The following is a 22,917-nucleotide window of genomic DNA, read 5'->3' on the forward strand; positions in this document are numbered from 1 at the left end:
ACCTATAAACTAGACACTTTTTTTATATGTGTCCGGTCTATAGGTACCATTTTATATAGTAATCTAAAGATAGCATTTTTTTTAATTTTCAGTGTTATATTTTTCTAATGCCTTTGCCAATTGATCTGGACATGATGTTGGCTTAGAACCGCAAGTAATTCCTTTGAGTCTAGATATAGCTTCATTTATACTCATACCTTCTACAAGGCTAGCTATTCCTAAAAGATTTCCAGCACAACCCCTTACAAAGGTTACATTCTTAATCCTATTATCAACTATGTCAAAGTTAATTTCCTTTGAACAAACGCCTGAAGTAACATATTTCATTCATTCACACCTCCAAGTAAAATAACATACCTTTATGATAATACTTTAGTTTGGAGTAAATTTCAAGTTTAAGTATAAAACATTTGAAATTAAATACTTTATAACTAATATAAAGTAAATTAGCTTACTTATTAGGAAGTTTGCTCTTTATAATTTCCTTAACTGAACTTGGAAGGTTTTCTTCTTCTTCCTTTGTAAGAGTTTTAGTGTATATAGGTGGATGTATAAATAATTCAACATCAGCAGCCTTTATTCTATTACCATTTGCCTCCATGAGCTTATATGAGCCGTTAATTGTTATAGGTATAATAGGCGCCTTAGATTTTGTTGCCAATTTAAAGCTACCTGATTTGAATTCACCAAGTGGACCACCTTTGCTTCTTGTACCCTCTGGAAATATAACTAGAGAGTTTCCACTTTTAATTATTTTTACTCCTTCAATAATGGCACCAGCAGATTTTCGTAGATTGCTTCTATCCATAAAAACACAATGAATATATTTCATCCAAGTTCTAACCATTGGTATTTTTAAGGTTTCTATTTTAGCGATAAAACCTTTAGGTTTATCTATGTAGCCCATAAGTAAAGGTATATCAAAATTACCTTGGTGATTACTAATGAAAACTACTGGAACATCTTTTGGAACATTTTCTTGACCATATACATTAACTCTGGCACCGCTATATTTTAATTGACTAAGTGCCCACTTTGAAGTTACTTCATGAATATAGGCCTCTTTTTCTTGAATTTTACCTTTTTTATCTAGTGATTTAACCTTAAAAATATTTATAGCTTTAACACCAAGACTTATGGCGAAGTGACTAAACCATATAATTGTTCTAAACATAAATAATTCCTCCATTATAGTAATTATACTAATAATTATAGTATATTAAAGGTATTTAATAAAGAATAAAATTATTAGGTGGTGAACACTTATTAATTTAAATAGAAGAAGATAGACTAAATATAGAGAAAATATATATAAGTAGCATATATATTATGAAAGTATAAATGTGATATAATTTAGTATAATAAAAATATTTTAAAAATAGTGAAAATTACATTTATATGGGGGAGATAAGTTGGAAAGATATATTATAGATGACTTTGTTGATTTACTAGATATATCATCAGATGCAGAAATAAAACTATATGATTCAACTGGTAATAATAAGAGTAATGCATTTAGTGATATGGGAGCTTGGCATGGATATTATAATTTAAATATTGATAGAACTGAGTTATATGGGGGATTTGCTGGCCCATTAATTATTGCAGAAGAATATGGTGCAAATCTTAGTGATTGCATTAGCAAAATAATTATTAAAAATAGTGATACTGGAGAGATTTATGATTTGAGTATCTGTAGTGATAAGAGTTTTAAATATTATCCAGGTAGGGTATATCAAAAGTATAACATGAATGATATTACTTTAGTTTTAGAGTTGATATTTGTAAATAAAAGGACTGCCCTTATAAAAACTACTATAAAAAACACATCTGATAGAAAAATAATGCTAAAGGTAATGTGGAGTGGTAGGATTTATAATGAAGATTCAAAAGGAAATAATCTTAAACAGAGATTCGAATCTAATGATTTAGGTGTAAAAATAATATTTTCTAATATACGAAATAATAGTACATTTCTATCAAGTGGTGATGCTAGTTTTTTTATAAATTATCCTAGCAATGTAACTACTAAAATTTGTAATAATGAATACGACAGTAAATTAATTAATCCTATTACAATAGAAAAAGAAGAGGAACATATATTGTTTTCAACTCAAAGCTATGTATTTACAAAAGATGAATATGATTATGAAAACAAAGAATCTCTTAAAATTATACATGATGGTGACAAGTATTTTAAGAAAAATTTAGATATATGGCAAGGATACATAGATAAAACCTTTTTAAGTGACAAAAGTCATCTACCATTTTCATATAAAAAAGCTATCGTAAAGGGTGTAATAACTTTAATTACAAATTGGCGAAGTGATGCTGGAGCAATAAAATATGGAGGGGTAACACCATCTATAAGTTATAAAGGATTTAATGGACTTTGGCCATGGGATAGTTTTAAACAAGCTGTAGCCCTTGCATATTTTAATGAAGAATTGGCAAAAGATAATATTAGAGCTATATTTCATTATCAAATCAAATCAGGAGATGTTGTAAGGCCAAATGATGAAGGTTCTCTTATTGATACAGTGTTTTATAATAAAGATAAGTATAGAGGCGAACAGGGCGAAAATTGGAATGAAAGAAATTCAAAACCACCACTTGGAACTTGGGCAGTTTGGAAATTGTATGAAGTTACACATGATAAAAAGTTCTTAGTAGAAATCTATGATAATCTAATAGGTTATCATAATTGGTGGTATAAAAATAGAGACTTCAATAAGAATGGAATTTGTGAATACGGAGCAATGGTACATGATGATCATCAAAGGGTTAATGAAAAAGGAAATATCAAACTCATAGAAAAGAATATTATAGAGGCTGCAGCTTGGGAAAGTGGAATGGATAATGCGCCTAGATTTGATGTTGAAGGATATAAAGAGAATGATGGTGTTAAGATTTTACTTAATAAAAACGATGACGGAGATACGATTTCATATTCTATAAACCAAGAGTCTGTTGATTTGAATAGTTATCTATACTATGAAAAGATATTATTAGCAAAGATAGCAGAGATAATAGATAAAAAGGAAGATAATATAAGATTTACAAAGGAAGCTAATAAGATATCAAAGTACATACAAGAAAATATGTATGATAATAATAGTGGATATTTTTATGATATTAAAGTGAAAGAAAGTATAGATGAAACAATAATTGATAAAAACACTTTATTAGTGGACAATGAAAATGATGATATTATTAAAAGCTCATATGATTACGGTGAAATTTTAACTTGTAGAGGAAAGGGGTGTGAGGGATTTATACCCCTTTGGGCAGAAGTTGCCTCAAAAGATCAAGGTAGAGAAGTAATAGAGAATATATTAAACAAGGATATGTTTAATACATATTTTCCATTACCTACAGTAAGCAGGGATAATACCAAGTATGCACCAACCAAGTACTGGAGAGGACCAGTGTGGTTAGATCAAGCATATTTTGCAATAGATGGTCTTAGTAAATATGGTTATAAAAAAGAAAGTATTATGCTAGCTAAAAAACTTTTTGAAAATGGAGAAGGTATTTTAGGTGATTTGCCTATAAGAGAAAACTATAATCCGGAAAATGGAGAAGGTCTACATTGTAAAAACTTTAGCTGGTCTGCGGCGATGCTATATATATTATACCAAGAAATTTTATAGTGAAAAAAAGAATAAAATATAAAAATTTGAATTAATTTGTTGTAAAAAATGATATAATAAAATAAAAAATAGGGGGTGGATTAGATGGATAATATTAAGAATAAATTTAAAAACTTAGAATTGAAACAACTAGATAAACATAATGAAAAATTATCCTCAGTATTAGTGTTAGGTATTGTTGTTGGTGCAATAGGAATAGGCTATAAGGTTACAAAAACTGCTATGAAGCTTAAAAAAAAGAAATAGTATAGTGATTCTTTTTTAAAAAAGTATTATTGAAAATTAAGCTTTTTAAAAAGTGTTAATGGAATAGTAACTTTAGACAGGGGTGAGAAAATGTTAGATGCATTAAATGGAATAAAAAATGAATTGAGTAATTTAAAGTCAGTTAGTATATCAGAATTACCAAGTAATAAAACTGGAATAATAGTAATTGATATGGTAAGAGGATTTTATGATGTAGGACCATTAGCATCACCAAGAGTTGAGAAAATAATAAATCCGTTAGTAGAACTAAATGAGAAAACTAAGGAATATAAAAAGGTATTTTTCATAGATTGCCACAAGGAAAACTCAACGGAATTTAAATCCTATCCAACACACTGTATTGAAGGAACTATTGAATCAGAATTGATTAATGAGTTGAAAGAATATGCAACTAATGGAACCATTGTAATGAAAAATAGTACGAATGGATTCTATGCTAAAGAATTTCAAAAATGGATTAAGGAAAATTCTCACTTGGAAAATTTTATTGTAACTGGAGTATGTACGGATATTTGTGTGGAAGCTTTTGTGATTTCCCTTATAACATATTTTAATGAAAATAATCAATGGAAAAACATTATAGTTCCAATTAATTTAGTTGAAACTTTTGATTTAGGGAACCATGACGCGGAGTTGATGAATTTAATAAGCCTATACAAGATGAAATCAAATGGAATCAAAATAGTGAAGTCTATTGAATAATTTTAAATAAAATGAATATATTAGTTTTAAAAAAGGAAAAAGCGTGAATTAAATCAATTCTACGCTTTTTTTTTATAAACAATTTTAAATGAGCAGTATTTATGAAAATAGGTTTCTTATTAATGATTAAAATAAAAAGTGTGCGATTATTGAAATTATGGGTAAAGTTATTAATGTTCTTTCTATAAATATTATAAATAACTCTTTGAATTTTATTGGTATTTTTGATCCAAGAAGTAGTGCGCCAACCTCGGAAAGATAGATCAACTGAGTAATTGAAGTAGCAGCAATTATAAACCTTGTCATTTCACTTTGGATTCCACCTGACATTATTGAAGGAAGAAGCATATCGGCAAAACCGGCTACTAATGTACTTGATGCTGCAGCTGCTTCTGGTATTCTAAGAATATTTAAAATCGGGATAAAAGGTAGACCTAAAATTTGAAAAACTGGCGTATGTTCAGCAATAATTAATGCTAATGTACCTACAGCCATAACTACAGGAATTACTCCAAACCACATATCTAAAACATTCAAGGCACCTTTTTCAAAAACATCTTTTTTGATGGATGAATTATTTGCTTTCTCAAGGGCATTTTCTAGACCATATCTAAATGGTGTATATCCCTGAGGGAGCGAATCATTTTTGTTATTATTAACGTTATTATGATAAACATCTTTCTTCATTGAAAGTGGCGGTATTTTAGGTACTATTATTGCCGCAATTACGCCTGCAAATGTAACTGATAAATAAAAAGGAAGAAACATATGACTAAGACCTACTGTATCAACTATTACTAAACTAAAGGTAATAGATACGAGAGAAAAGGTTGTCCCAATAACGCAGGCTTCTCTTTCAGTATAATAACCATCCTGATATTGTTTACTAGTTAAAAGTACACCTATAGTTCCATCACCAAGCCATGAAGCTATACAGTCTATTGCAGATGCTCCAGGAAGATTAAATACTGGGCGCATAACTTTTACTAATAAAGAACCTACAAATTCTAAAAGACCAAAACTTAAAAGCAATGGAAGGAATAAACCTGCAAATAAAAATACAGAAAATAATATAGGAAGTAGTTCAGACAATACCATTCCACCTGTATTTTCTGACCAAATAGCTTCAGGTCCAATTTTAAACATTGTACATATAATAAATACTCCACCTAAAATTCTTATAATAAACCATATATTATTCACATTAAATAGTGTGTTCAAAAAAATATTTTCTAATATAAATTTAGGTTTTAAAAATTTTGTTATAGTTGTAATTATCGCCGTAATGATAATAATTACAGTTACAATATAAAAAAGTGAATCTCCAAGCATTGATTGTAATGAACTTGATAATGTGGCAACTGGAATAATAATTTCACCATTTCTACTAATAGGAACCATAAATAAAAATACCCCTAAAGTAGACAGTAGTATAAATTTTAATATTGTTACTAAATTTTTATTGTTTTTAGATGTTATTATTACATCTCTATTTTTCATTAAAATACACATCCTTTCAGCATTCTGTAACGTCGTGTATAATTATACAAAACATATGTATAAAATGCAATGGAAAATTAATCATATATAAATCACATATATAGGTTATATATCTGTAAATTCATGTATTCAAATAAAATCAAGGTAAAAGATATGTAAATAAATAAGAAGTGGATGAATTATTTATGAAAATATGGGAAGAAAAATGTATAAAAAGGTGAAATAGTATACTATTTCACCTTTTTATTAGGTTGATTTATACGAAAAATTAGAACATTGAGTATCTTCTGATGTTTCAGATGTGTAGCCAGAAACAATAATTGAATCAGCATTACATTTAAAATCCTTATTATAAATACAGTGTTTGGCTCTGCAATTTATATTTGTATATGGATTACCTTCACTAATTGAGTTTGTAAGGGCTTTAGATTTATTAATGAAATTTTCACAGTTTGTATTTTCACTCTGATAAGTAGTAGCACCACTTACAGTAATTTCATTTAAACAACAATGATTACGATTGTTATTTACGCAATTTTGAACAGAACACTCAAGTAAAACCATTTTATCGCCTCCAAATTAGTTTTACTTTAGTATTGCGTATTAGATTATAATTTATACAAATTAATGAATTTATTGAAGGCGGTTTCAGAAAGCTGCATATCTCCAATATTTCCATGATTAGTATCTTCAATATATATTCCATGAAAATCCGATCCGCAAGTTATTATCATATTTTTGATTCTTGCAAGAGTTATAAATTCATCAGTTTCTCGTTTGAAATTTTGATAATATATAGCTTCAATGCCATGAAAATCATATTTCAGAATATCCTTTATTGGAGTTTTACGTATAAGTTTTGGATGTGCAAGAACAACTATACAATTGTATTTTTTTAAAAGATTAATTCCTTCCTCAATGGATATGTGCTTATTTGGTACGTAAGCAGGACTATCATTTCCTATAAATTTATTAAATATATATTGGAAATCATAATTATAGCCAGCTTCAATTATGGCTTGAGCTATATGTGGCCTTGCTACAACACCATTGCTTAATTTTAATATATTTTCAACATCAATATTTATATTAAAAAATTTGTTCAAATTATTAACAATGGCGATTGCTCGATTGCGTCGATTTGCTTTTAGATTATCAAGGAAAAGTAATAATTCTTTATTTTTATAGCTATCATCCTTGAAATATCCAAGTATATGAATGCTTTCACCATTATGGTTACAACTTAACTCAATACCAGGAACCACATTTAGATCAAGTTCACTGGCTTTTAACAAAGCCTCTTCAATGCCATCGGTAGTGTCATGATCGGTTATAGCAAGTAGCTGTACATTCTTATTTTTAGCTATTTGAACCACTTGTGAAGGGGTAAACATTCCATCAGATGCGGTAGTATGGCAATGAAACTCTGCGATTATATTCATAAAAACCCTCTCTCTTATAGAACACATAAAAAATCTATGAAATTTAAAAATACATTGATTTTTATGTGTTACAAATATATAAAATAAATATAAGTATATTATATATCAAGTAAAGCACTATTAGTATAATAACTTATAGGTTAGTTTAATGTCTTAAATTGTTCTATAAGTATTTAGAATAATTTTATTAAAGAATCATCAATTATATTAAGTGTTAATATTTTAAGTACATTACAAAGGTATCATTTACGTAAGAGGGTTTGTGATATTAATATATTTATGCATAATAATAATTGTCATAATTGAAAAAACAAAGTATAATATAATAAAACACCAAAAGGAGAAAAAATATGAAAGGTGAAAATAGAAAAAGAATAGCAACCTTAGACAATAGAATCAACACTACAAAACTCGTAAAATTATATATATTTCATTATTTAATCTATGAAAAAAAAGAAGAATATGGATTAGAAATTGCAAATTATATAAATAATAATTTCACAAAAGTATCAAATGGATTAATATATCCATTACTTAGAGATTTAGAAGAAAATTTATACCTTACTGCTAAGTGGGAAGACTTTGATAGAAAAAATAAACGTCTTTATAAAATTACCGATGAAGGCATAGATCATTACAATAGAATAAAACCTGATTATTTAGAAGCAATAAATTATAATATTTCTATTTATAATAGTGTAATTGATAAAATTTATAGCAAAAAATAATGTAATAAGAAATAACAAAAGAACTAATTAAGATTTTATGATACTTCTTAATTAGTTCTTTTGTTATTTTATGCTGTTAGTATAAATTTTCAATATATCTTCATATGACAATTTGTATGGATGGTTTTTCAACTTAGCTTCATTGGAACTCATATACTTAGCATAATCTTCTAATTCACTTAAAGAGATTTTTATATCAGTGCTCAGTAAATTTTCTATAAATTCGCCAAATGCATTTAGATCTTTAATATTTAATAATGAAAGTATTGTATTAACCTTTGTTTTATTATGAATGTTATATATTGAAAGGTATTCTTTTAGCAATATACCATTAGCTTTTCCATGTGGTATATTATGATAATAAGTTAATGGGTATCCCATACCGTGAGGAATTGATGTTCCGCTTTGAGAAATTACCATACCTGCAATTGAAGATGCAATAAGTAATTTTTCACGTATGTCGAAGGTTAAATTATCTTCGCCGATATAAGGAATACACTCTTTAAATATACTCATACCACTCTCAGCAAATGTGTTGCTAAAATGATTCGATGCAGCAGATAAATATCCTTCAATTAAATGTGATAATGAATCTATTGCTGTATTTATTGTTACATTTTTAGGTGTATTCATTAAATATGAGGCATCCAAAAATGAAATTGCAGGAAAAATTTTCGGAAGTATACCTCTTTTATTTTTAATGCTATGATCAGTAAGAATAGAATATTGTGTTGTTTCAGTTCCTGTTCCTGCAGTAGTTGGAATAGCAACGATAGGTAAAGATGTAAGAAATCCATTCGAAAACAATTCATCAATTAGAATATTGGGGTTTGAAAGCATAACCCCAGCTGCTTTAGATGCGTCTATTGGTGAACCACCACCTATTCCAATGATGAAATCTATATTCCTATTTAAACCAAATGATTTAATCTTATTAATAGTTTCAGTAGATGGATTTTCTTCAACATCATCGAAAATGTAACTTTTTATATTATTTATGGTTAAACAGTTTAATACATGATTTAGAGATCCATTTAATTTAGATGAATTCTTACCAGTTACAATTAATGCAGTATTTCCCAATTGGGTCATAATACTACCATGATTCGTCACTGCATTTTTTTCGCAAATTATTTTTGTAGGCATGAAAAAAATTGGATTATACAAAATGCATTCCTCCTTAAACAATATATTATTAGATAATTTGAATTTAATATATTAAATTCAAATTATCTATACTTTCAATATACCATTTATTGAATATTTTCTCAATAAAGGCCTTAAGAAAAATTAGCCTTGTGTTGATAGAGATTTAACAATATTAGAAATTGAAAATACAAGTGGTTTGTATATTTTTAAATAATTTGAAAATAATATTAAACGGGAGGTGAGATAAATGGCTAAAAATAAACAAAACAAACCTAAAAAAGAATCTAAAATGACTAGTGAACTTACTTCTATGGTAGATAAGTCAAATGAAAGTAAAAAATCAAAGACTGGATATATGGAACAGCCACCAAATTCAAAACAAAACCAATTAAAATAATCAATTTAAAGTTAATAAAATTTTGATAAAACACCAGCATTGAATAAAAATATCAAGGCTGGTGTTTTATTTATAATAAATATTTTCTTCATTTATTGATTTTTACAAGAATAATATCTATAATTCAATTTAATAGGATATGAAGGGAAGTTTATAATGGAAGAAAGATTACAAAAGTATATGGCTAGATGCGGAGTTGCATCTAGGCGCAAATGTGAAGAAATAATTTTATCTAAAAGAGTTAAAGTTGATGATGTAGTAATAGTTGAATTGGGATCTAAGGTCTATCCATCTATTAGTAAAGTGGAGGTAGATGGGAAGTTAATATTACCCGAAGAAAAAAAAGTGTACATAGCGCTTAATAAACCTACAGGATATATTTCAGCGGTTAAAGATGATAGAGGGAGAAAAACAATATTAGACCTCGTAAATGTGAATGAAAGAATATATCCTATTGGCAGACTTGACTACGATACATCTGGGTTAATACTTCTTACAAATGACGGGGATGTATATAATAACATAATTCATCCAAGAGTTTCTATTAGTAAAACTTATATAGCTTTAGTTGAGGGAATAATAGACGAGGAAGTTAAATTTAAATTCCAAAAGGGAATAGACATAGGTGATTATGTTACAGCACCTGGAAAATGCACTCTACTTAATTCATATAAAAATAGTTGTGAAATTGAAATTACAATACATGAAGGTAAAAATAGACAAGTAAGGAGGATGTGTGAGGCGGTAGGTCATAATGTACTTATGTTAAACCGTGTATCTATAGGTAACCTTTCATTAGGCAATGAATTAAAAGAAGGCGAATGGAGATATCTAAGTGTCGATGAAATTAAATCATTAAAAGTAGTAGGACATGACAATGTTTAGGTATTTAGGTGATATAACAGATGTTGCCCATTATATTATTGAAAATTTTGTTATAGATAGATGTATAGCTATAGATCAAACTTTAGGTAATGGAAGCGACTGTGATTTTCTAAGTGGAAAATTTAAAAAGGTGTACGCTTTTGATATTCAGTCAACTGCAATTGAAAAATACAAGAAAAAAAACAAAGAAAATGTTATTCTTATTATGGATTCACATGAGAATATAGCTAATTATATAAAAGAAGAAGTAGATGTAGCAATTTATAATTTAGGGTTTTTACCAGGCGGAGATAAATCAATTACAACTCATGCTGAATCAACATTAAAAAGTGTTGAAGATACTCTTAAGATTTTAAAAAGTGGTGGATTTGTATTAATAGCAGTATACACAGGTCATAATGCTGGTCAATATGAAAGTGAAGAACTTATCAAATATGTAGGTTGTTTGCCAAAGAATAAATTTGGCGTTATGTTACATAAAGTTATTAATAGAAGTGAAAATGCGCCATATCTATTAGTTATTGAAAAAAAGTAATGATTTTACAATATTAATACATAATTGCTTTAATATGATTAGAAAAAAATTAATGAAAAGTTGCCTTTTAATTAAGGTGGCTTTTTTATCATTAGAATTAATATAAATTTTATATTGATGGATAAGTCATCATATGTTAATATGAAGCATATAATTCATTTTACTGAAAAATGAATTATAAATAATGAAATCTTTTAAAAGGAGTTATATATGGAAAATAATAATGTAGATTTAATGAGATTAATACAGACTAAATTTTCAAGATTAAGTAAAGGTCAGAAACTTATTGCTGAATACATATTAAAGCATTATGATAAAGCTGCATTTATGACAGCGGCAAAGCTTGGTATAAGCGTTGGAGTTAGTGAATCTACGGTTGTTAGATTTGCCAATCAACTTGGATATGAAGGGTACCCTGAACTTCAGAAAGCGCTTCAAGAATTAATTAAAAATAAACTTACTACAGCACAAAGAATTGAGCTTTCAAATGATTTTATTATTCCTAATAATGCATTAAAAGGAGTTTTAAAATCAGATATAGAAAATATTAGAGCCACAATGGAAAAAATAAATTATGAAGCATTTGAAAGTACAGTAAATAGCATCTTAAATTCTAAAAAAATATACATTGTTGGATTGAGAAGTTCAGCTGCGCTTGCTGATTTCTTAGGATTCTATTTGAATTTAATATTGGATAATGTAAAAATAGTTTCTTATGGAATGAGTGATATTTTCGAACAGATGCTTACTTTAGGCGATGGAGATTGCGTTATTGGAATAGGATTTCCACGTTATGCTATGAGAACTGTTGAAGCTATTAATTATGCTAAATCATGTGGTGCAGACGTAATCGCTATTACAGATAGTGTATTATCACCTTTAGCAACAAAAGCTGACTATGTACTAGTTGCAGAAAGCAATATGGCTTCATTTGTAGATTCACTTGTTGCTCCATTAAGTGTCATTAATGCATTAATTATAGCTGTTGGATTAAAAGAAAAAGAAAAGATATCAAAAACATTTACTGATCTTGAACACATATGGCAAGAATACCAAATATACTCATATAAAAGTAATAAAGATGTAAATAAATTTTAAAATGTATGAAAATTTAAAATATATGTTGATTTATGGATAAAAATATTTTATTATGTAAATAAAGACATGTAATCGTTTTAAAAAAATGCAATAAATCAGTTAAATTGTTTTTAAAAAGAAGGAAAAAAAACGTTTGCATCGAATATATATTATTATAAAGATTTACTTGAGGTTTCAAAAGAGGTTGCTTCAAGTGGATTAATATAAATATCAATATTGTTTAAATTTTAGGAGGTATTATTACTATGGATACTAAAGCTTATATTGAACAAGTATTAGAAAACGTTAAAAAAAGGAACAGTGCAGAGCCAGAATTTATACAAGCAGTAGAAGAGGTTTTAAACACTATTGGGCCGGTACTTGAAAACCACCCAGAGTATGTAAATGCAAACATATTGGAAAGATTCTGTGAGCCAGAAAGACAAATAATGTTTAGAGTATCTTGGCAAGATGACAATGGTAAGACTCATGTAAATAGAGGATATAGAGTACAGTTTAACGGTGCTATAGGGCCTTATAAAGGTGGTTTAAGATTCCACCCATCAGTTTATCTTGGAATTATCAAGTTCCTAGGATTTGAACAAATACTTAAAAATGCATTAACTGGACTTCCAATTGGTGGAGGAAAAGGTGGATCTGACTTTGATCCAAGAGGAAAATCAGATGCTGAAATTATGAGATTCTGCCAAGCCTTTATGACAGAATTACAAAGACATATCGGACCTGATGTAGATGTTCCTGCTGGTGATATTGGTGTTGGCGGAAGAGAGATTGGATACCTATATGGTCAATATAGAAGAATTAGAGGAGCTTTTGAAAATGGAGTTCTAACTGGAAAAGGTTTAAGTTATGGTGGAAGTTTAATAAGACCAGAAGCAACCGGCTTTGGCGTTACTTACTTCTGTGAAGAAATGCTTAAACATGAAGGTACTGACTTTACAGGTAAAACAGTTGCAGTTTCTGGATTTGGAAACGTTGCTTGGGGTGCATGTATAAAAGTTGCTGACTTAGGTGGAAAAGTTGTTACTCTATCAGGACCAGATGGTTATATATATGATAAAGATGGAGTAACTACAAAAGAGAAAATAGACTTCTTAGTTGAAATGAGAAATTCAGGAAGAGATAAAGTTCAAGATTATGCAGATAAATTTGGCTGTGAATTCTTCGCTGGACAAAAACCATGGGGAACTAAAGTTGATATAATCATGCCTTGTGCAACTCAAAATGATATTCATATTGAGCATGCAAGACAAATTGTTGAAAATGGAGTTAAATTTGTATGTGAGGCTGCTAATATGCCTTGTACAAATGAAGCTGTAGAATACTTCTTAGAAAAAGGATTAATTGTTGGGCCAGCTAAGGCGGCTAACGCTGGTGGAGTTGCTACATCTGCACTTGAAATGTCACAAAATAGTATGAGACTAGCTTGGAGTGCAGAAGAGGTAGACGAAAAACTTCATAACATTATGGTTACAATTCATAAAAATGCTATGGAAGCAGCAGAAAAATGTGGACATGGTTACAACTTAGTTGCTGGTGCAAATATTGCTGGATTCATTAAGGTTGCTGAAGCAATGTATGCTCAAGGAAATTTTTAATATTAAATTTATTTAACTTTAATATTAAAGGAGAGAATTTAAAAATTCTCTCCTTTTCTATGTAATAAACAAAAAAATGGGTTTAATTAAATAAATACATTGAATAATAGTAGGATTTATATTAAATTATAGTATAGAGAATGTTTTTATAATGCAAAGTAAGACATAGGTGGTGATTTTTTGGCAAAGGTAGTAGTTATAGGTGGAGGACCCGGTGGAATGATGGCTGCAATAGCAGCTAGCGAAAATAACCAGGTCGTATTAGTAGAAAAGAATAATAAGCTTGGCAAAAAATTATTCATTAGTGGTAAAGGTCGATGTAATATTACGAATGGAAAAGATATTAGTGAATTTTTTGATTATATACCTACTAATCCGTATTTTTTGTATAGTTCTCTATATAGTTTTACAAATGAAGATACATTTAAATTTTTTAATCAACGTGGAGTAGCACTTAAGGTTGAAAGAGGGGACAGAGTTTTTCCAACTTCCGATAAATCATCAGATATTATTAAAGTCTTTGAGAATGAGTTAAAAGAAAAAAAAATAAAAGTATATTTAGATTCAAATGTTAAAAAAATAAAATTGCAAGATAAGGAAATAACTAGTGTAATTCTTGAAGATGGAAAATCAATAAGTTGTGACCATGTTATATTAGCTACTGGAGGAGCATCTTATCCACAAACGGGATCTAATGGGGATGGCTTTAGAATCAGTAAGGATTTAGGACATAAAATTATAGAAATTAAACCTTCTTTAGTACCTTTAGAAATTGTAGAACCATGGGTAAAGGATATACAAGGATTGTCGCTAAGAAACATACAGCTTACTGTTAGAAATAGCGATAATAAGATAGTATTTAGAGAACAAGGCGAAATGTTATTTACTTACTTTGGTATATCAGGTCCTTTAGTACTTAGTGCAAGTAGTGTAATAATGCCGAGAAATAAATATACGGTGGAAATTAATCTTAAACCTGCACTTAGTGACAAAGCTTTAGATCTTAGAATACAAAAGGATTTTTTGAAGTATAATAATAAAGAGTTTAAAAATTCATTAGATGATTTATTTCCACAAAAGTTAATACCTACTATGGTTAAACTAAGTGGAATTTCAGAAGAGCAAAAGGTAAATACAATAACGAAAGAACAACGAAAGAACTTTATTAATGCTATTTCTCACTTTACTTTAAATGTAAAGGGGCTACGACCAGTTTCTGAAGCTATTGTTACTTCAGGTGGAGTAGATACTAAAGAAATAGATCCTTCAACAATGAAGTCAAAGATTATTAAAAACCTTAGTTTTGCAGGTGAAATTATAGATGTAGATGCATTTACAGGTGGATATAACATTCAAATAGCTATGTCTACTGGATTTATAGCAGGTAGTAAGCTATAACATATAATGAATAAGGGGTGATACTATGCAAACATCAATAGCAATTGATGGTCCTGCAGGAGCTGGGAAAAGTACTATTGCAAAGTTGTTAGGTGAAAAATATAATTTAATGTATATAAATACAGGTTCAATGTATAGAGCTGTTACTTTATTTGCAATGAAAAATGGAATAAAAGAAAATGAAATATTAAAATTATGCGATCTTATCGACACTCTGAATATGCACTTTGATGATGAAAATCTAATAGTTAATGGAGTAGATATAACTAAGGAATTAACTAATATTGAGGTTACAAATAATGTTTCTAAATATGCATCGATGCTTGAAGTAAGACAAAAATTAGTTCACCTTCAACAAGAAATATCTAAGGATTATAACGTAATTATGGATGGTAGAGATATTGGAACAGTTGTATTAAAAAATGCAACATTGAAGATATTTTTAAACGCAAAAGCGGAAGAAAGAGCCAATCGTAGGTACAATGAACTTATAGCTAATAATATAAAAGTTGATTATAATAACATATTAGAAGATATAAAAAGAAGAGATTATATAGATTCTCATAGAGAAATAGATCCATTAAAAAAAGCTGAAGATGCCATAGAAATAGATTCTTCATTAATGAGTATTCTTGAAGTTGTGGAAGAAATTTCTAAATATATTGATAAAATATAATAATATTTTTAAAAGTTTACTCCTTAAGTTAAATAATAGTAGGTTTTTGAAAAAAAATATTGTATAGTTAATAGTGAGACAGAGGTGATGTTATGACTGAGATAATTCTTGCTGATAAGGCCGGGTTTTGTTTTGGGGTTAGAAGGGCAGTCGATGAGGCTATAAGGCTAAGAGAAAAATATAAAAAACCTATATATACATTAGGACCATTGATACATAATAGTGATGTAGTTAAGAAATTAGAAGAAAAGGAAATATACGCAATAGATATGGAAGAAGCGTATAAAATTCAGAAAGATGAAGTTGTTGTAATACGTTCCCATGGGGTAGGAAAAAATGTACTTGAACATTTAAGTGAAAATAGTGTTATAATAGAAAATGGAACTTGTCCTTATGTTAGAAATATACAACAAAAGGTTGAGGAGTATTATGACAAAGGATATAGTATTATTATTGTAGGAGATGAGAGCCATCCAGAAGTTATAGGTATAAATGGTTGGTGCAGCAATTCGGCAATAATATCTAAAAATGGAGATAATATAACGTCATTTTATCGTAAAGTGTGTGTCGTTTCGCAGACTACAGAAAAACAAAGTAATTGGGAATTGGTTCTAAGTAAGATTATTCCTATTGCTAAAGAAATTGTTGCGTTTAATACTATTTGTAGTGCAACAGAAGAACGGCAAGAATCAGCTAATAAAATTTCAATAGACGTTGATTTGATGTTAGTTTTAGGTGGATATAATAGTTCAAACACTACAAAACTTTATGAAATTTGCAAATCAAACTGTAAAAACACCTATCATGTTGAAAAAGTAGATTCAAAACTTTTAAGTTTGATAGGTAAAGAAAATATAAATAAAATAGGAATTACTGCTGGAGCCTCAACTCCAGAGTATATAATTGAGGAGGCTATTAACAAAATGAAAAAACAATTCGATATAAGCAAAGAGGATATGGATCTTTATGATAAATATTCTAACGATAGCAACAATATAGCAGCAGGTGGAATATTAGAAGGTGAAGTATTTAAAGTTAATGAAAAAGAAGCATATTTAACAATAGGTGCTAAAACAGAAGCAATACTTACTGTTGAAGAGTATTCAAGAGATAAGGAAACTCCTTTAAATAATCAAATTAAAGTTGGCGATATTATTAGAGCAAAGGTAGTTAACAGAAAAAATACTGACGGGTTAGTTGTATTATCTAGAGTTGAAATACTAAGAGGCGAGCAACAACAAGAACTTAAAGTTGCATTTGATAATGGAGATATAATTAAGGTTGAAGTTAGTCAAGAGGTAAAAGGTGGACTTGTAGCACTATTTAAGGGTGAAAGAGTATTTATACCTGCATCTCATATTGAATTAAGCAGAGTAAGTGATTTAGCTAAATATATAGGTCAAACTGTAGATGTTAAAATCATAGAATTTGCAAGAGAAAGAAATAGAGTGAAAATTGTTGGATCAAGAAGAGAAATACTAGCTAAGGATAGTGAATCTAAAAGAGAGACTACATGGGCTTCATTAGAAAAAGGTAATATAGTTGAGGGTGTTGTTAAAAGAATAGCAGCATTTGGAGTATTCATTGAAGTTGGTGGAATTGACGGGTTACTTCATAGTTCGGAAATGTCTTGGAATAAAGTTAATAATCCATCTAAACTTTTTAAAGTTGGAGAAGTTGTTAAAGTAGTCGTTATAGATTCAGACAAAGAGAATAATAAACTTGGACTAAGCATTAAGATGTTAAGTGAAGACCCATGGAATAATATAGCAGATAAATATCCTATAGGATCAGTTGTTGAAGCTAAAGTTGTTAGATTTGCACCATTTGGAGCATTTGTAGAATTAGAAGCTGGTATTGATGGGCTTGTTCACATATCTCAAATCACTAAAGAAAGAGTAGAAAAAATAGAAAATGTGTTAACGATAGGTGAAACGGTTAAGGCTGTTATAACTCAAGTTGATGCTGACAATAAAAAAATAGGTCTTAGTATTAAAGACGTTGATTCAGAATAAAATTAGCAAAGTATACTCTATAAATGTAAATTTGTAGAGTATACTTTTTTAATTTTTAATTTATAGGCTTTAATATATTAAATTATGTAAAATAGGTTATAATATTAAAATTTTCACTATACTATATATATAGATTCAAGAGTAGAGGTAGATGGATTTATGTATAAATTAGAGTCAATAAATAATTCAAATTTAAATTTATTAAACATATTCAATTTAAATGACGACTATAAAGAAGATATTGTTGAAATTGTTAACAACAAAAATATTTTCAAAAAATTATTATTCATTAAAAACATTAAGTATATTAAATTATATGATAAATATATTGGTTTTATATGGTTTGTAAAATTACAACATCAATGTTATAAGATTCATTGTTTAAAAATTATTTCTGAATATACTAGCATGGAGTACTATAAAGCATTGTTCAATCTTTTTAGCAATGCTTCGTCCATAAGAATAAGTGATAATAATCTTGATAAAAACTTATTGTTAGATTTAGGCTTTACGATTGAAAAAACTATACTTGAAATGAAAAAAAATATAACTAGTATATATGAGGATAAGTATACTTTTGAAAATAGCCATATTTCATTTCATGTATTTGAAGACGGTAGCGATGAAGTTACAAGATGCTCTATTCAAAATGTAGTATTTAACTCCATAAGTAGGCAAGCAATTCGAGAAGAAGATATAATATGTGAAAGATATGAGAAATATTATATACCTAGTGGGTGTATTTTTATTAATTTAGATTGTATACCTATAGGATATGCTCAACTTATAAGAAAGAATGAAATGATATTCATGGCTAATTTTGGTATAATTCCACAATATAGAAATAATGGATATGGAAAATTTCTGCTTAAATATATGTTAAATATAGCATCAGATTTAGGTGTTAGTGAAGTATACCTTAAATGTGATTCATGTAACAGAGATGCAGTAAAATTATATGAGTCTGAAGGGTTTAAAAGAGTAAAAGTATGCTATGAATATAAGAAAAATGAAAAGTATCTATTGTGAAAAATTGTATATAATAGATAAGATTTATATTTCAATAAAAATAAAAGAAATTAAGGCAAAATCCCTAATTTCTTTTATTTTTATTTATTTTTCATTTTTCATATATTCAATCAAACCTCGTTCTAAAATATCCATTGCATCTGACAATGCAGTACTGTTTAAACAGTAGGATAATCTAATTTCATCAAGTCCAAGTCCATCAGTTGCATAAAAGCCTTCTGCAGGAGCAACCATAACAGTTTTATTATTATAGCTATAATCAGTTAACATCCACTTGGCAAAATCTTCTCCGCTTTTTATTGGTAATTTTACTACTATATAAAATGCGCCAGTAGGTTTTTTACAAATTACACCTGGTATTTTTGAAAGTTTATCAAACATAATATTTCTTCTGTTTTCGTATTCTTTTTTTACTTTAACAAAGTATTCCTTTGGAGTATTTATCAAATTTGCTGCACCTAATTGTTCTAGTGTCGGAACACATAATCTAACTTGACACATTTTCATAATTTGGCTAATTAACTCTTTATTTTTAGATGCAACGAGTCCAATTCTCGCACCACAAGCACTATAGCGCTTAGATATACTATCAATAAGTATTACTCTATCCTTAATATCTTCCATATAAAGAGCTGACGTATATTTTAAGTCATCATAAACAAATTCTCTATAGACTTCATCTGCAATAAAGAATATATTGTATTCTTTACATATATCAGCTAACATTCTGATTTCTGCTTCTGTATACACAACACCTGTTGGATTACCAGGATTTGAAATCATGATTGCTTTTGTTTTAGGCGTAATTTTAGAGATTATTACTTCTTTGTCAGGTAGATGGAATCCGTCTACTGCTCTAGTTATAAATGGAATAACATTGACACCAGCACCTTGAGCAAATCCCGAATAATTTGTGTAAAATGGTTCAGGAATTATAACTTCATCACCTGCGTCACACACTGCTGTTAATGTTAATGAAATAGCTTCAGATCCACCATTCGTAACAAGAATTTCGTCCATACTAAAATCTATATTCCATTCTTTATAGTATTTAATAAAACTTTTTATAACATCATCTATACCTTGAGATTGTGCATACTTAAGAACATCTTCGGTGTAGTTAGTTATACCTTCTAAGAATTCCTTAGGAGTTTCAATATCAGGTTGTCCGATATTGAGAGGATAGATACTTATTCCTCTATTCATAGCTTCTGATCCATAAGGTGCAAGCTTACGGATTGGAGAGTAACCCATTGCTAGTATTCTTTTTGAAAATTTCATTGTAAATCCTCCTAATTTGAGTTAAATTTAATTCATTAAATAATATATTAAAAAAAGAGTAACGATTAAATAAATATAATTCTAGTTGTTATAATATTTATGAAGGACTTTTGCTAATCGCTTAATCCCTTCTACAATTCTATCATCTGGCATATTAGAATAGTTTAATCTAAAGAAATTTTTCCTTCCACCATTAGCAAAGAATGAGCTTCCAGGCACATAAGCAACATTTTCTTTCAGTGCATCCTCCATGATAACAGCTGAATCCAAATCCTCTCTTAGTTCAACCCAAGTAAATAACCCTCCAACTGGATAAGTATATTTAATTTCTTTTGGGAAGTATTCCTTCATAGTGCTTAGCATTAAATCGCGTCTTACTTTATATATTTTAATTATACTATCTATATGCTCATCTAGACTATAAGTTTTCATAAATTCTGCTGCAGCCACTTGAGCTAATGTATTACATTGAAGATCGGCACCTTGTTTAATCAATATATATTTCTCAATAATTTCTCTTTCTGCTAATATCCATCCAAGTCTTAAGCCAGGACAAAAAGTTTTTGAAAATGTACCAAGATTAATTACATACCCAGATTTATCAAAGGATTTAATTGACGGTAGTTTTTCACCTTCAAATCTTAATTCACCATATGGGCTATCCTCAATAACAGGAATTTCATATTTAGCACTTAATTCAGCTATACGTTGTCTTCTTTCTAAGCTCATAGTTATCCCACTTGGATTTTGGAAATCAGGAATTGTATAAATCATTTTAATGTTATTTTCGGTAGCTAAAACTTTTTCTAATTCATCAACAATCATTCCATTTTCATCCATTGGTATTTCTAGAAACTTAGGACCGTATGGTATAAAGGCATTTATGGCACCTAAATAACTTGGACTTTCACAAACAATAGTATCACCCTCATTTATGAAAAGCTTTGCAGAAAATTCTAAACCTTGTTGTGATCCATTGGTTAACATTATATTTGATATATCACATTTTACTCCTGTTGGCGCAACTCTCTCTTTTACAATGATTTCTCTAAGTGGAACATATCCATCGGTAGACGCATATTGTAAAGCAAGTTGGCCCTTATTAAGTATAACATCTGTCATTACTTCATTTAATTTTTCTAATGGGAAAAGTTCAGGTGCTGGTAATCCACCGGCAAAAGATATAATTTCTGGTTTTTCAGTTAGTTTTAGAAGCTCTCTTATTTCAGATGCTTTTAGTTTTGATGTTCTGTTTGCATAACATATGTTCATACATACACCCCCATAATTTTGTTAAATAAAAATAGTTACATTTATTTACCCTATGTACTATAATTGTATTATAACCTATTTAGAAAAATTTTCAAGATGTTTCACTACAGTATGAAAGTTATACTGTACAAAATAAGCATATATTTGATATAGTATATTGATTTCAATACCACACATTACAATAACTTGTAATGTGTGGTATTTTTTTACAAATTATGTTATAATAATCTTTAATTTAATACTACTTGTTTGTTAGGAGGAAATTTAATGAAAAGTGTAAAAGTAGAAGATTCAATTGGGATGGTAGTTGCTCATGATTTAACTAAGATAGTAGCAAATGAGTTTAAGGGTGCAAGATTTAAAAAGGGTCATATCATTGAACTTAAAGATATAGAAGAGATGAAATCTATGGGTAAAAATCATGTATATGTTTTAGAACTGGATGAAGAAAATTTACATGAAGATGATGCTGTTAATGAAATCGTACAAGCTATTAAAGGAAATAATATTTTTTTTGAAGGTCCTAAAGAGGGTAAAATTAATCTGCTGGCAACAACGAGTGGTCTGTTAAAAGTAAATTTAGAAATGCTGTATGATATCAATAGCATAAAGGATATCGTTGTCAGTACACTGCATAATAATACGGTAGTAAAAAGTGGTGATATAGTTGCAGCTACAAAAGTTACACCCTTAGTTATAGAAAAAAAATATATAAACGAAGTAAAAGAATTACTTGAGAATGAAATAGGTATTATTAAAATAAAACCTTTTGTGCACAAAAATGTAGGTATTATAATAACTGGAACTGAAGTTTATGAAGGTATTATAACAGATAAATTTGCACCATTAATTAAAAGTAAAGTTATCAGTTATGGTGCTAGCGTTAATGATGTAATCTTTGTTCCAGATGATTTAGACAAAATAGTTCATGCGATAGAAGAGTTTAAAAAAAGTGGATTTGATTTGATAATATGTAGTGGAGGTATGTCTGTAGATGCAGATGATGTTACACCAATCGCTATTGAAAAAGCTTCTTCACAGGTTATAACTTATGGTGCGCCAGTTATACCAGGCGCTATGTTTATGTTAGCGTATTCAAATACTATACCTATTATCGGAATTCCGGCTTGTGGGATGTTTTTTAATATAACTATATTTGATGTGCTACTTCCACGACTAATGGCAAATGATAAAATTTCACGGAGAGAAATAAGTGAAATGTCACATGGTGGACTATGCCTTAGATGCAATGTTTGTAATTATCCAGTATGTCCATTTTGTAAGTAGGAGGT

At 28.8% G+C, this 22,917-nt stretch carries 22 protein-coding genes; 14 read left to right on the forward strand and 8 right to left on the reverse strand.

Going from position 1 to position 22,917, the window contains the following annotated elements:
- Window positions 1-81 precede the first annotated feature (81 nt).
- Entirely contained in the window at window positions 82-327 is a 246-nt protein-coding gene (locus RSA29_RS05565) for a TIGR03905 family TSCPD domain-containing protein (protein ID WP_332660289.1), read from the reverse strand.
- Between the two features lie 124 nt (window positions 328-451).
- The gene (locus tag RSA29_RS05570; RefSeq protein WP_332660287.1) at window positions 452-1,174 is read right to left on the reverse strand and encodes a lysophospholipid acyltransferase family protein; all 723 of its coding nucleotides are present in this window, start codon (window positions 1,172-1,174) and stop codon (window positions 452-454) included.
- Between the two features lie 238 nt (window positions 1,175-1,412).
- Between RSA29_RS05570 and RSA29_RS05575 the strand changes: the two genes are divergently transcribed.
- The 3 genes from RSA29_RS05575 (at window position 1,413) to RSA29_RS05585 (ending at window position 4,622) form a co-directional block, all read left to right on the forward strand.
- Window positions 1,413-3,653 (forward strand): trehalase family glycosidase, encoded by a 2,241-nt coding sequence (locus RSA29_RS05575; RefSeq protein WP_332660285.1) that lies wholly within the window; start codon window positions 1,413-1,415, stop codon window positions 3,651-3,653.
- 84 nt (window positions 3,654-3,737) lie between these two features.
- Window positions 3,738-3,899: a hypothetical protein gene (locus RSA29_RS05580; RefSeq protein ID WP_332660283.1), complete on the forward strand. Its 162-nt coding sequence runs from the start codon at window positions 3,738-3,740 to the stop codon at window positions 3,897-3,899.
- 90 nt (window positions 3,900-3,989) lie between these two features.
- Window positions 3,990-4,622, forward strand: coding sequence for an isochorismatase family cysteine hydrolase (locus tag RSA29_RS05585; protein WP_332660281.1), 633 nt, complete (start codon window positions 3,990-3,992; stop codon window positions 4,620-4,622).
- A gap of 126 nt (window positions 4,623-4,748) precedes the next feature.
- Here the strand turns inward: RSA29_RS05585 and RSA29_RS05590 are convergent, their stop codons facing one another.
- The 3 genes from RSA29_RS05590 to RSA29_RS05600 all read right to left on the reverse strand — a co-directional run bounded on the left by RSA29_RS05590 (window position 4,749) and on the right by RSA29_RS05600 (window position 7,564).
- On the reverse strand, window positions 4,749-6,104 hold the full coding sequence (locus RSA29_RS05590) for a YjiH family protein (RefSeq protein WP_332660298.1): 1,356 nt from the start codon (window positions 6,102-6,104) through the stop codon (window positions 4,749-4,751).
- Between the two features lie 264 nt (window positions 6,105-6,368).
- Window positions 6,369-6,686 carry a DUF1540 domain-containing protein gene (locus RSA29_RS05595; RefSeq protein ID WP_332660279.1) on the reverse strand — a complete coding sequence of 106 codons (318 nt, stop codon included), beginning with the start codon at window positions 6,684-6,686 and terminating at the stop codon, window positions 6,369-6,371.
- 44 nt (window positions 6,687-6,730) lie between these two features.
- Window positions 6,731-7,564, reverse strand: coding sequence for a PHP domain-containing protein (locus tag RSA29_RS05600; protein WP_332660277.1), 834 nt, complete (start codon window positions 7,562-7,564; stop codon window positions 6,731-6,733).
- 350 nt (window positions 7,565-7,914) lie between these two features.
- Between RSA29_RS05600 and RSA29_RS05605 the strand changes: the two genes are divergently transcribed.
- Complete coding sequence (locus RSA29_RS05605) at window positions 7,915-8,292, forward strand: PadR family transcriptional regulator (RefSeq protein WP_332660274.1); 378 nt, start codon at window positions 7,915-7,917, stop codon at window positions 8,290-8,292.
- Between the two features lie 63 nt (window positions 8,293-8,355).
- Here the strand turns inward: RSA29_RS05605 and RSA29_RS05610 are convergent, their stop codons facing one another.
- Window positions 8,356-9,459 (reverse strand): iron-containing alcohol dehydrogenase family protein, encoded by a 1,104-nt coding sequence (locus RSA29_RS05610; RefSeq protein WP_346944381.1) that lies wholly within the window; start codon window positions 9,457-9,459, stop codon window positions 8,356-8,358.
- Between the two features lie 229 nt (window positions 9,460-9,688).
- Here RSA29_RS05610 and RSA29_RS05615 point away from each other — a divergent pair, with 229 nt between their 5' ends.
- The 9 genes from RSA29_RS05615 to RSA29_RS05655 all read left to right on the forward strand — a co-directional run bounded on the left by RSA29_RS05615 (window position 9,689) and on the right by RSA29_RS05655 (window position 19,072).
- The gene (locus RSA29_RS05615) at window positions 9,689-9,838 is read left to right on the forward strand and encodes a hypothetical protein (protein WP_332660271.1); all 150 of its coding nucleotides are present in this window, start codon (window positions 9,689-9,691) and stop codon (window positions 9,836-9,838) included.
- 156 nt (window positions 9,839-9,994) lie between these two features.
- Window positions 9,995-10,723, forward strand: coding sequence for a pseudouridine synthase (locus RSA29_RS05620; RefSeq protein WP_332660269.1), 729 nt, complete (start codon window positions 9,995-9,997; stop codon window positions 10,721-10,723).
- On the forward strand, window positions 10,716-11,258 hold the full coding sequence (locus tag RSA29_RS05625; protein WP_332660267.1) for a class I SAM-dependent methyltransferase: 543 nt from the start codon (window positions 10,716-10,718) through the stop codon (window positions 11,256-11,258). Before RSA29_RS05620 ends, RSA29_RS05625 begins: the two co-directional genes overlap by 8 nt.
- A gap of 210 nt (window positions 11,259-11,468) precedes the next feature.
- The gene (locus tag RSA29_RS05630; RefSeq protein WP_332660265.1) at window positions 11,469-12,356 is read left to right on the forward strand and encodes a MurR/RpiR family transcriptional regulator; all 888 of its coding nucleotides are present in this window, start codon (window positions 11,469-11,471) and stop codon (window positions 12,354-12,356) included.
- Between the two features lie 245 nt (window positions 12,357-12,601).
- On the forward strand, window positions 12,602-13,954 hold the full coding sequence (gdhA, locus tag RSA29_RS05635; RefSeq protein ID WP_332660263.1) for an NADP-specific glutamate dehydrogenase: 1,353 nt from the start codon (window positions 12,602-12,604) through the stop codon (window positions 13,952-13,954).
- 180 nt (window positions 13,955-14,134) lie between these two features.
- Complete coding sequence (locus tag RSA29_RS05640) at window positions 14,135-15,352, forward strand: NAD(P)/FAD-dependent oxidoreductase (RefSeq protein WP_332660262.1); 1,218 nt, start codon at window positions 14,135-14,137, stop codon at window positions 15,350-15,352.
- A 25-nt stretch (window positions 15,353-15,377) separates the two neighbouring features.
- Entirely contained in the window at window positions 15,378-16,028 is a 651-nt protein-coding gene (gene cmk / locus RSA29_RS05645) for a (d)CMP kinase (protein WP_332660260.1), read from the forward strand.
- A gap of 92 nt (window positions 16,029-16,120) precedes the next feature.
- A complete protein-coding gene (locus RSA29_RS05650) occupies window positions 16,121-18,043 on the forward strand; it encodes a bifunctional 4-hydroxy-3-methylbut-2-enyl diphosphate reductase/30S ribosomal protein S1 (RefSeq protein WP_332660258.1) in 1,923 nt (640 codons plus the stop codon).
- Window positions 18,044-18,202: 159 nt separating this feature from the next.
- The gene (locus RSA29_RS05655; protein WP_332660256.1) at window positions 18,203-19,072 is read left to right on the forward strand and encodes a GNAT family N-acetyltransferase; all 870 of its coding nucleotides are present in this window, start codon (window positions 18,203-18,205) and stop codon (window positions 19,070-19,072) included.
- An 84-nt stretch (window positions 19,073-19,156) separates the two neighbouring features.
- Here RSA29_RS05655 and RSA29_RS05660 read toward each other — a convergent pair whose 3' ends face one another.
- Both RSA29_RS05660 and RSA29_RS05665 read right to left on the reverse strand, forming a co-directional pair.
- Complete coding sequence (locus RSA29_RS05660) at window positions 19,157-20,353, reverse strand: pyridoxal phosphate-dependent aminotransferase (RefSeq protein ID WP_332660254.1); 1,197 nt, start codon at window positions 20,351-20,353, stop codon at window positions 19,157-19,159.
- Window positions 20,354-20,434: 81 nt separating this feature from the next.
- Window positions 20,435-21,625, reverse strand: a complete 1,191-nt coding sequence (locus RSA29_RS05665) for a PLP-dependent aminotransferase family protein (RefSeq protein WP_332660252.1) — start codon at window positions 21,623-21,625, stop codon at window positions 20,435-20,437.
- Window positions 21,626-21,892: 267 nt separating this feature from the next.
- Between RSA29_RS05665 and RSA29_RS05670 the strand changes: the two genes are divergently transcribed.
- Window positions 21,893-22,912, forward strand: coding sequence for a molybdopterin-binding protein (locus RSA29_RS05670; protein ID WP_332660250.1), 1,020 nt, complete (start codon window positions 21,893-21,895; stop codon window positions 22,910-22,912).
- Window positions 22,913-22,917 lie beyond the last annotated feature (5 nt).

The organism is Clostridium sp., from assembly GCF_036660475.1.
Classification (GTDB): domain Bacteria; phylum Bacillota; class Clostridia; order Clostridiales; family Clostridiaceae; genus Clostridium_J.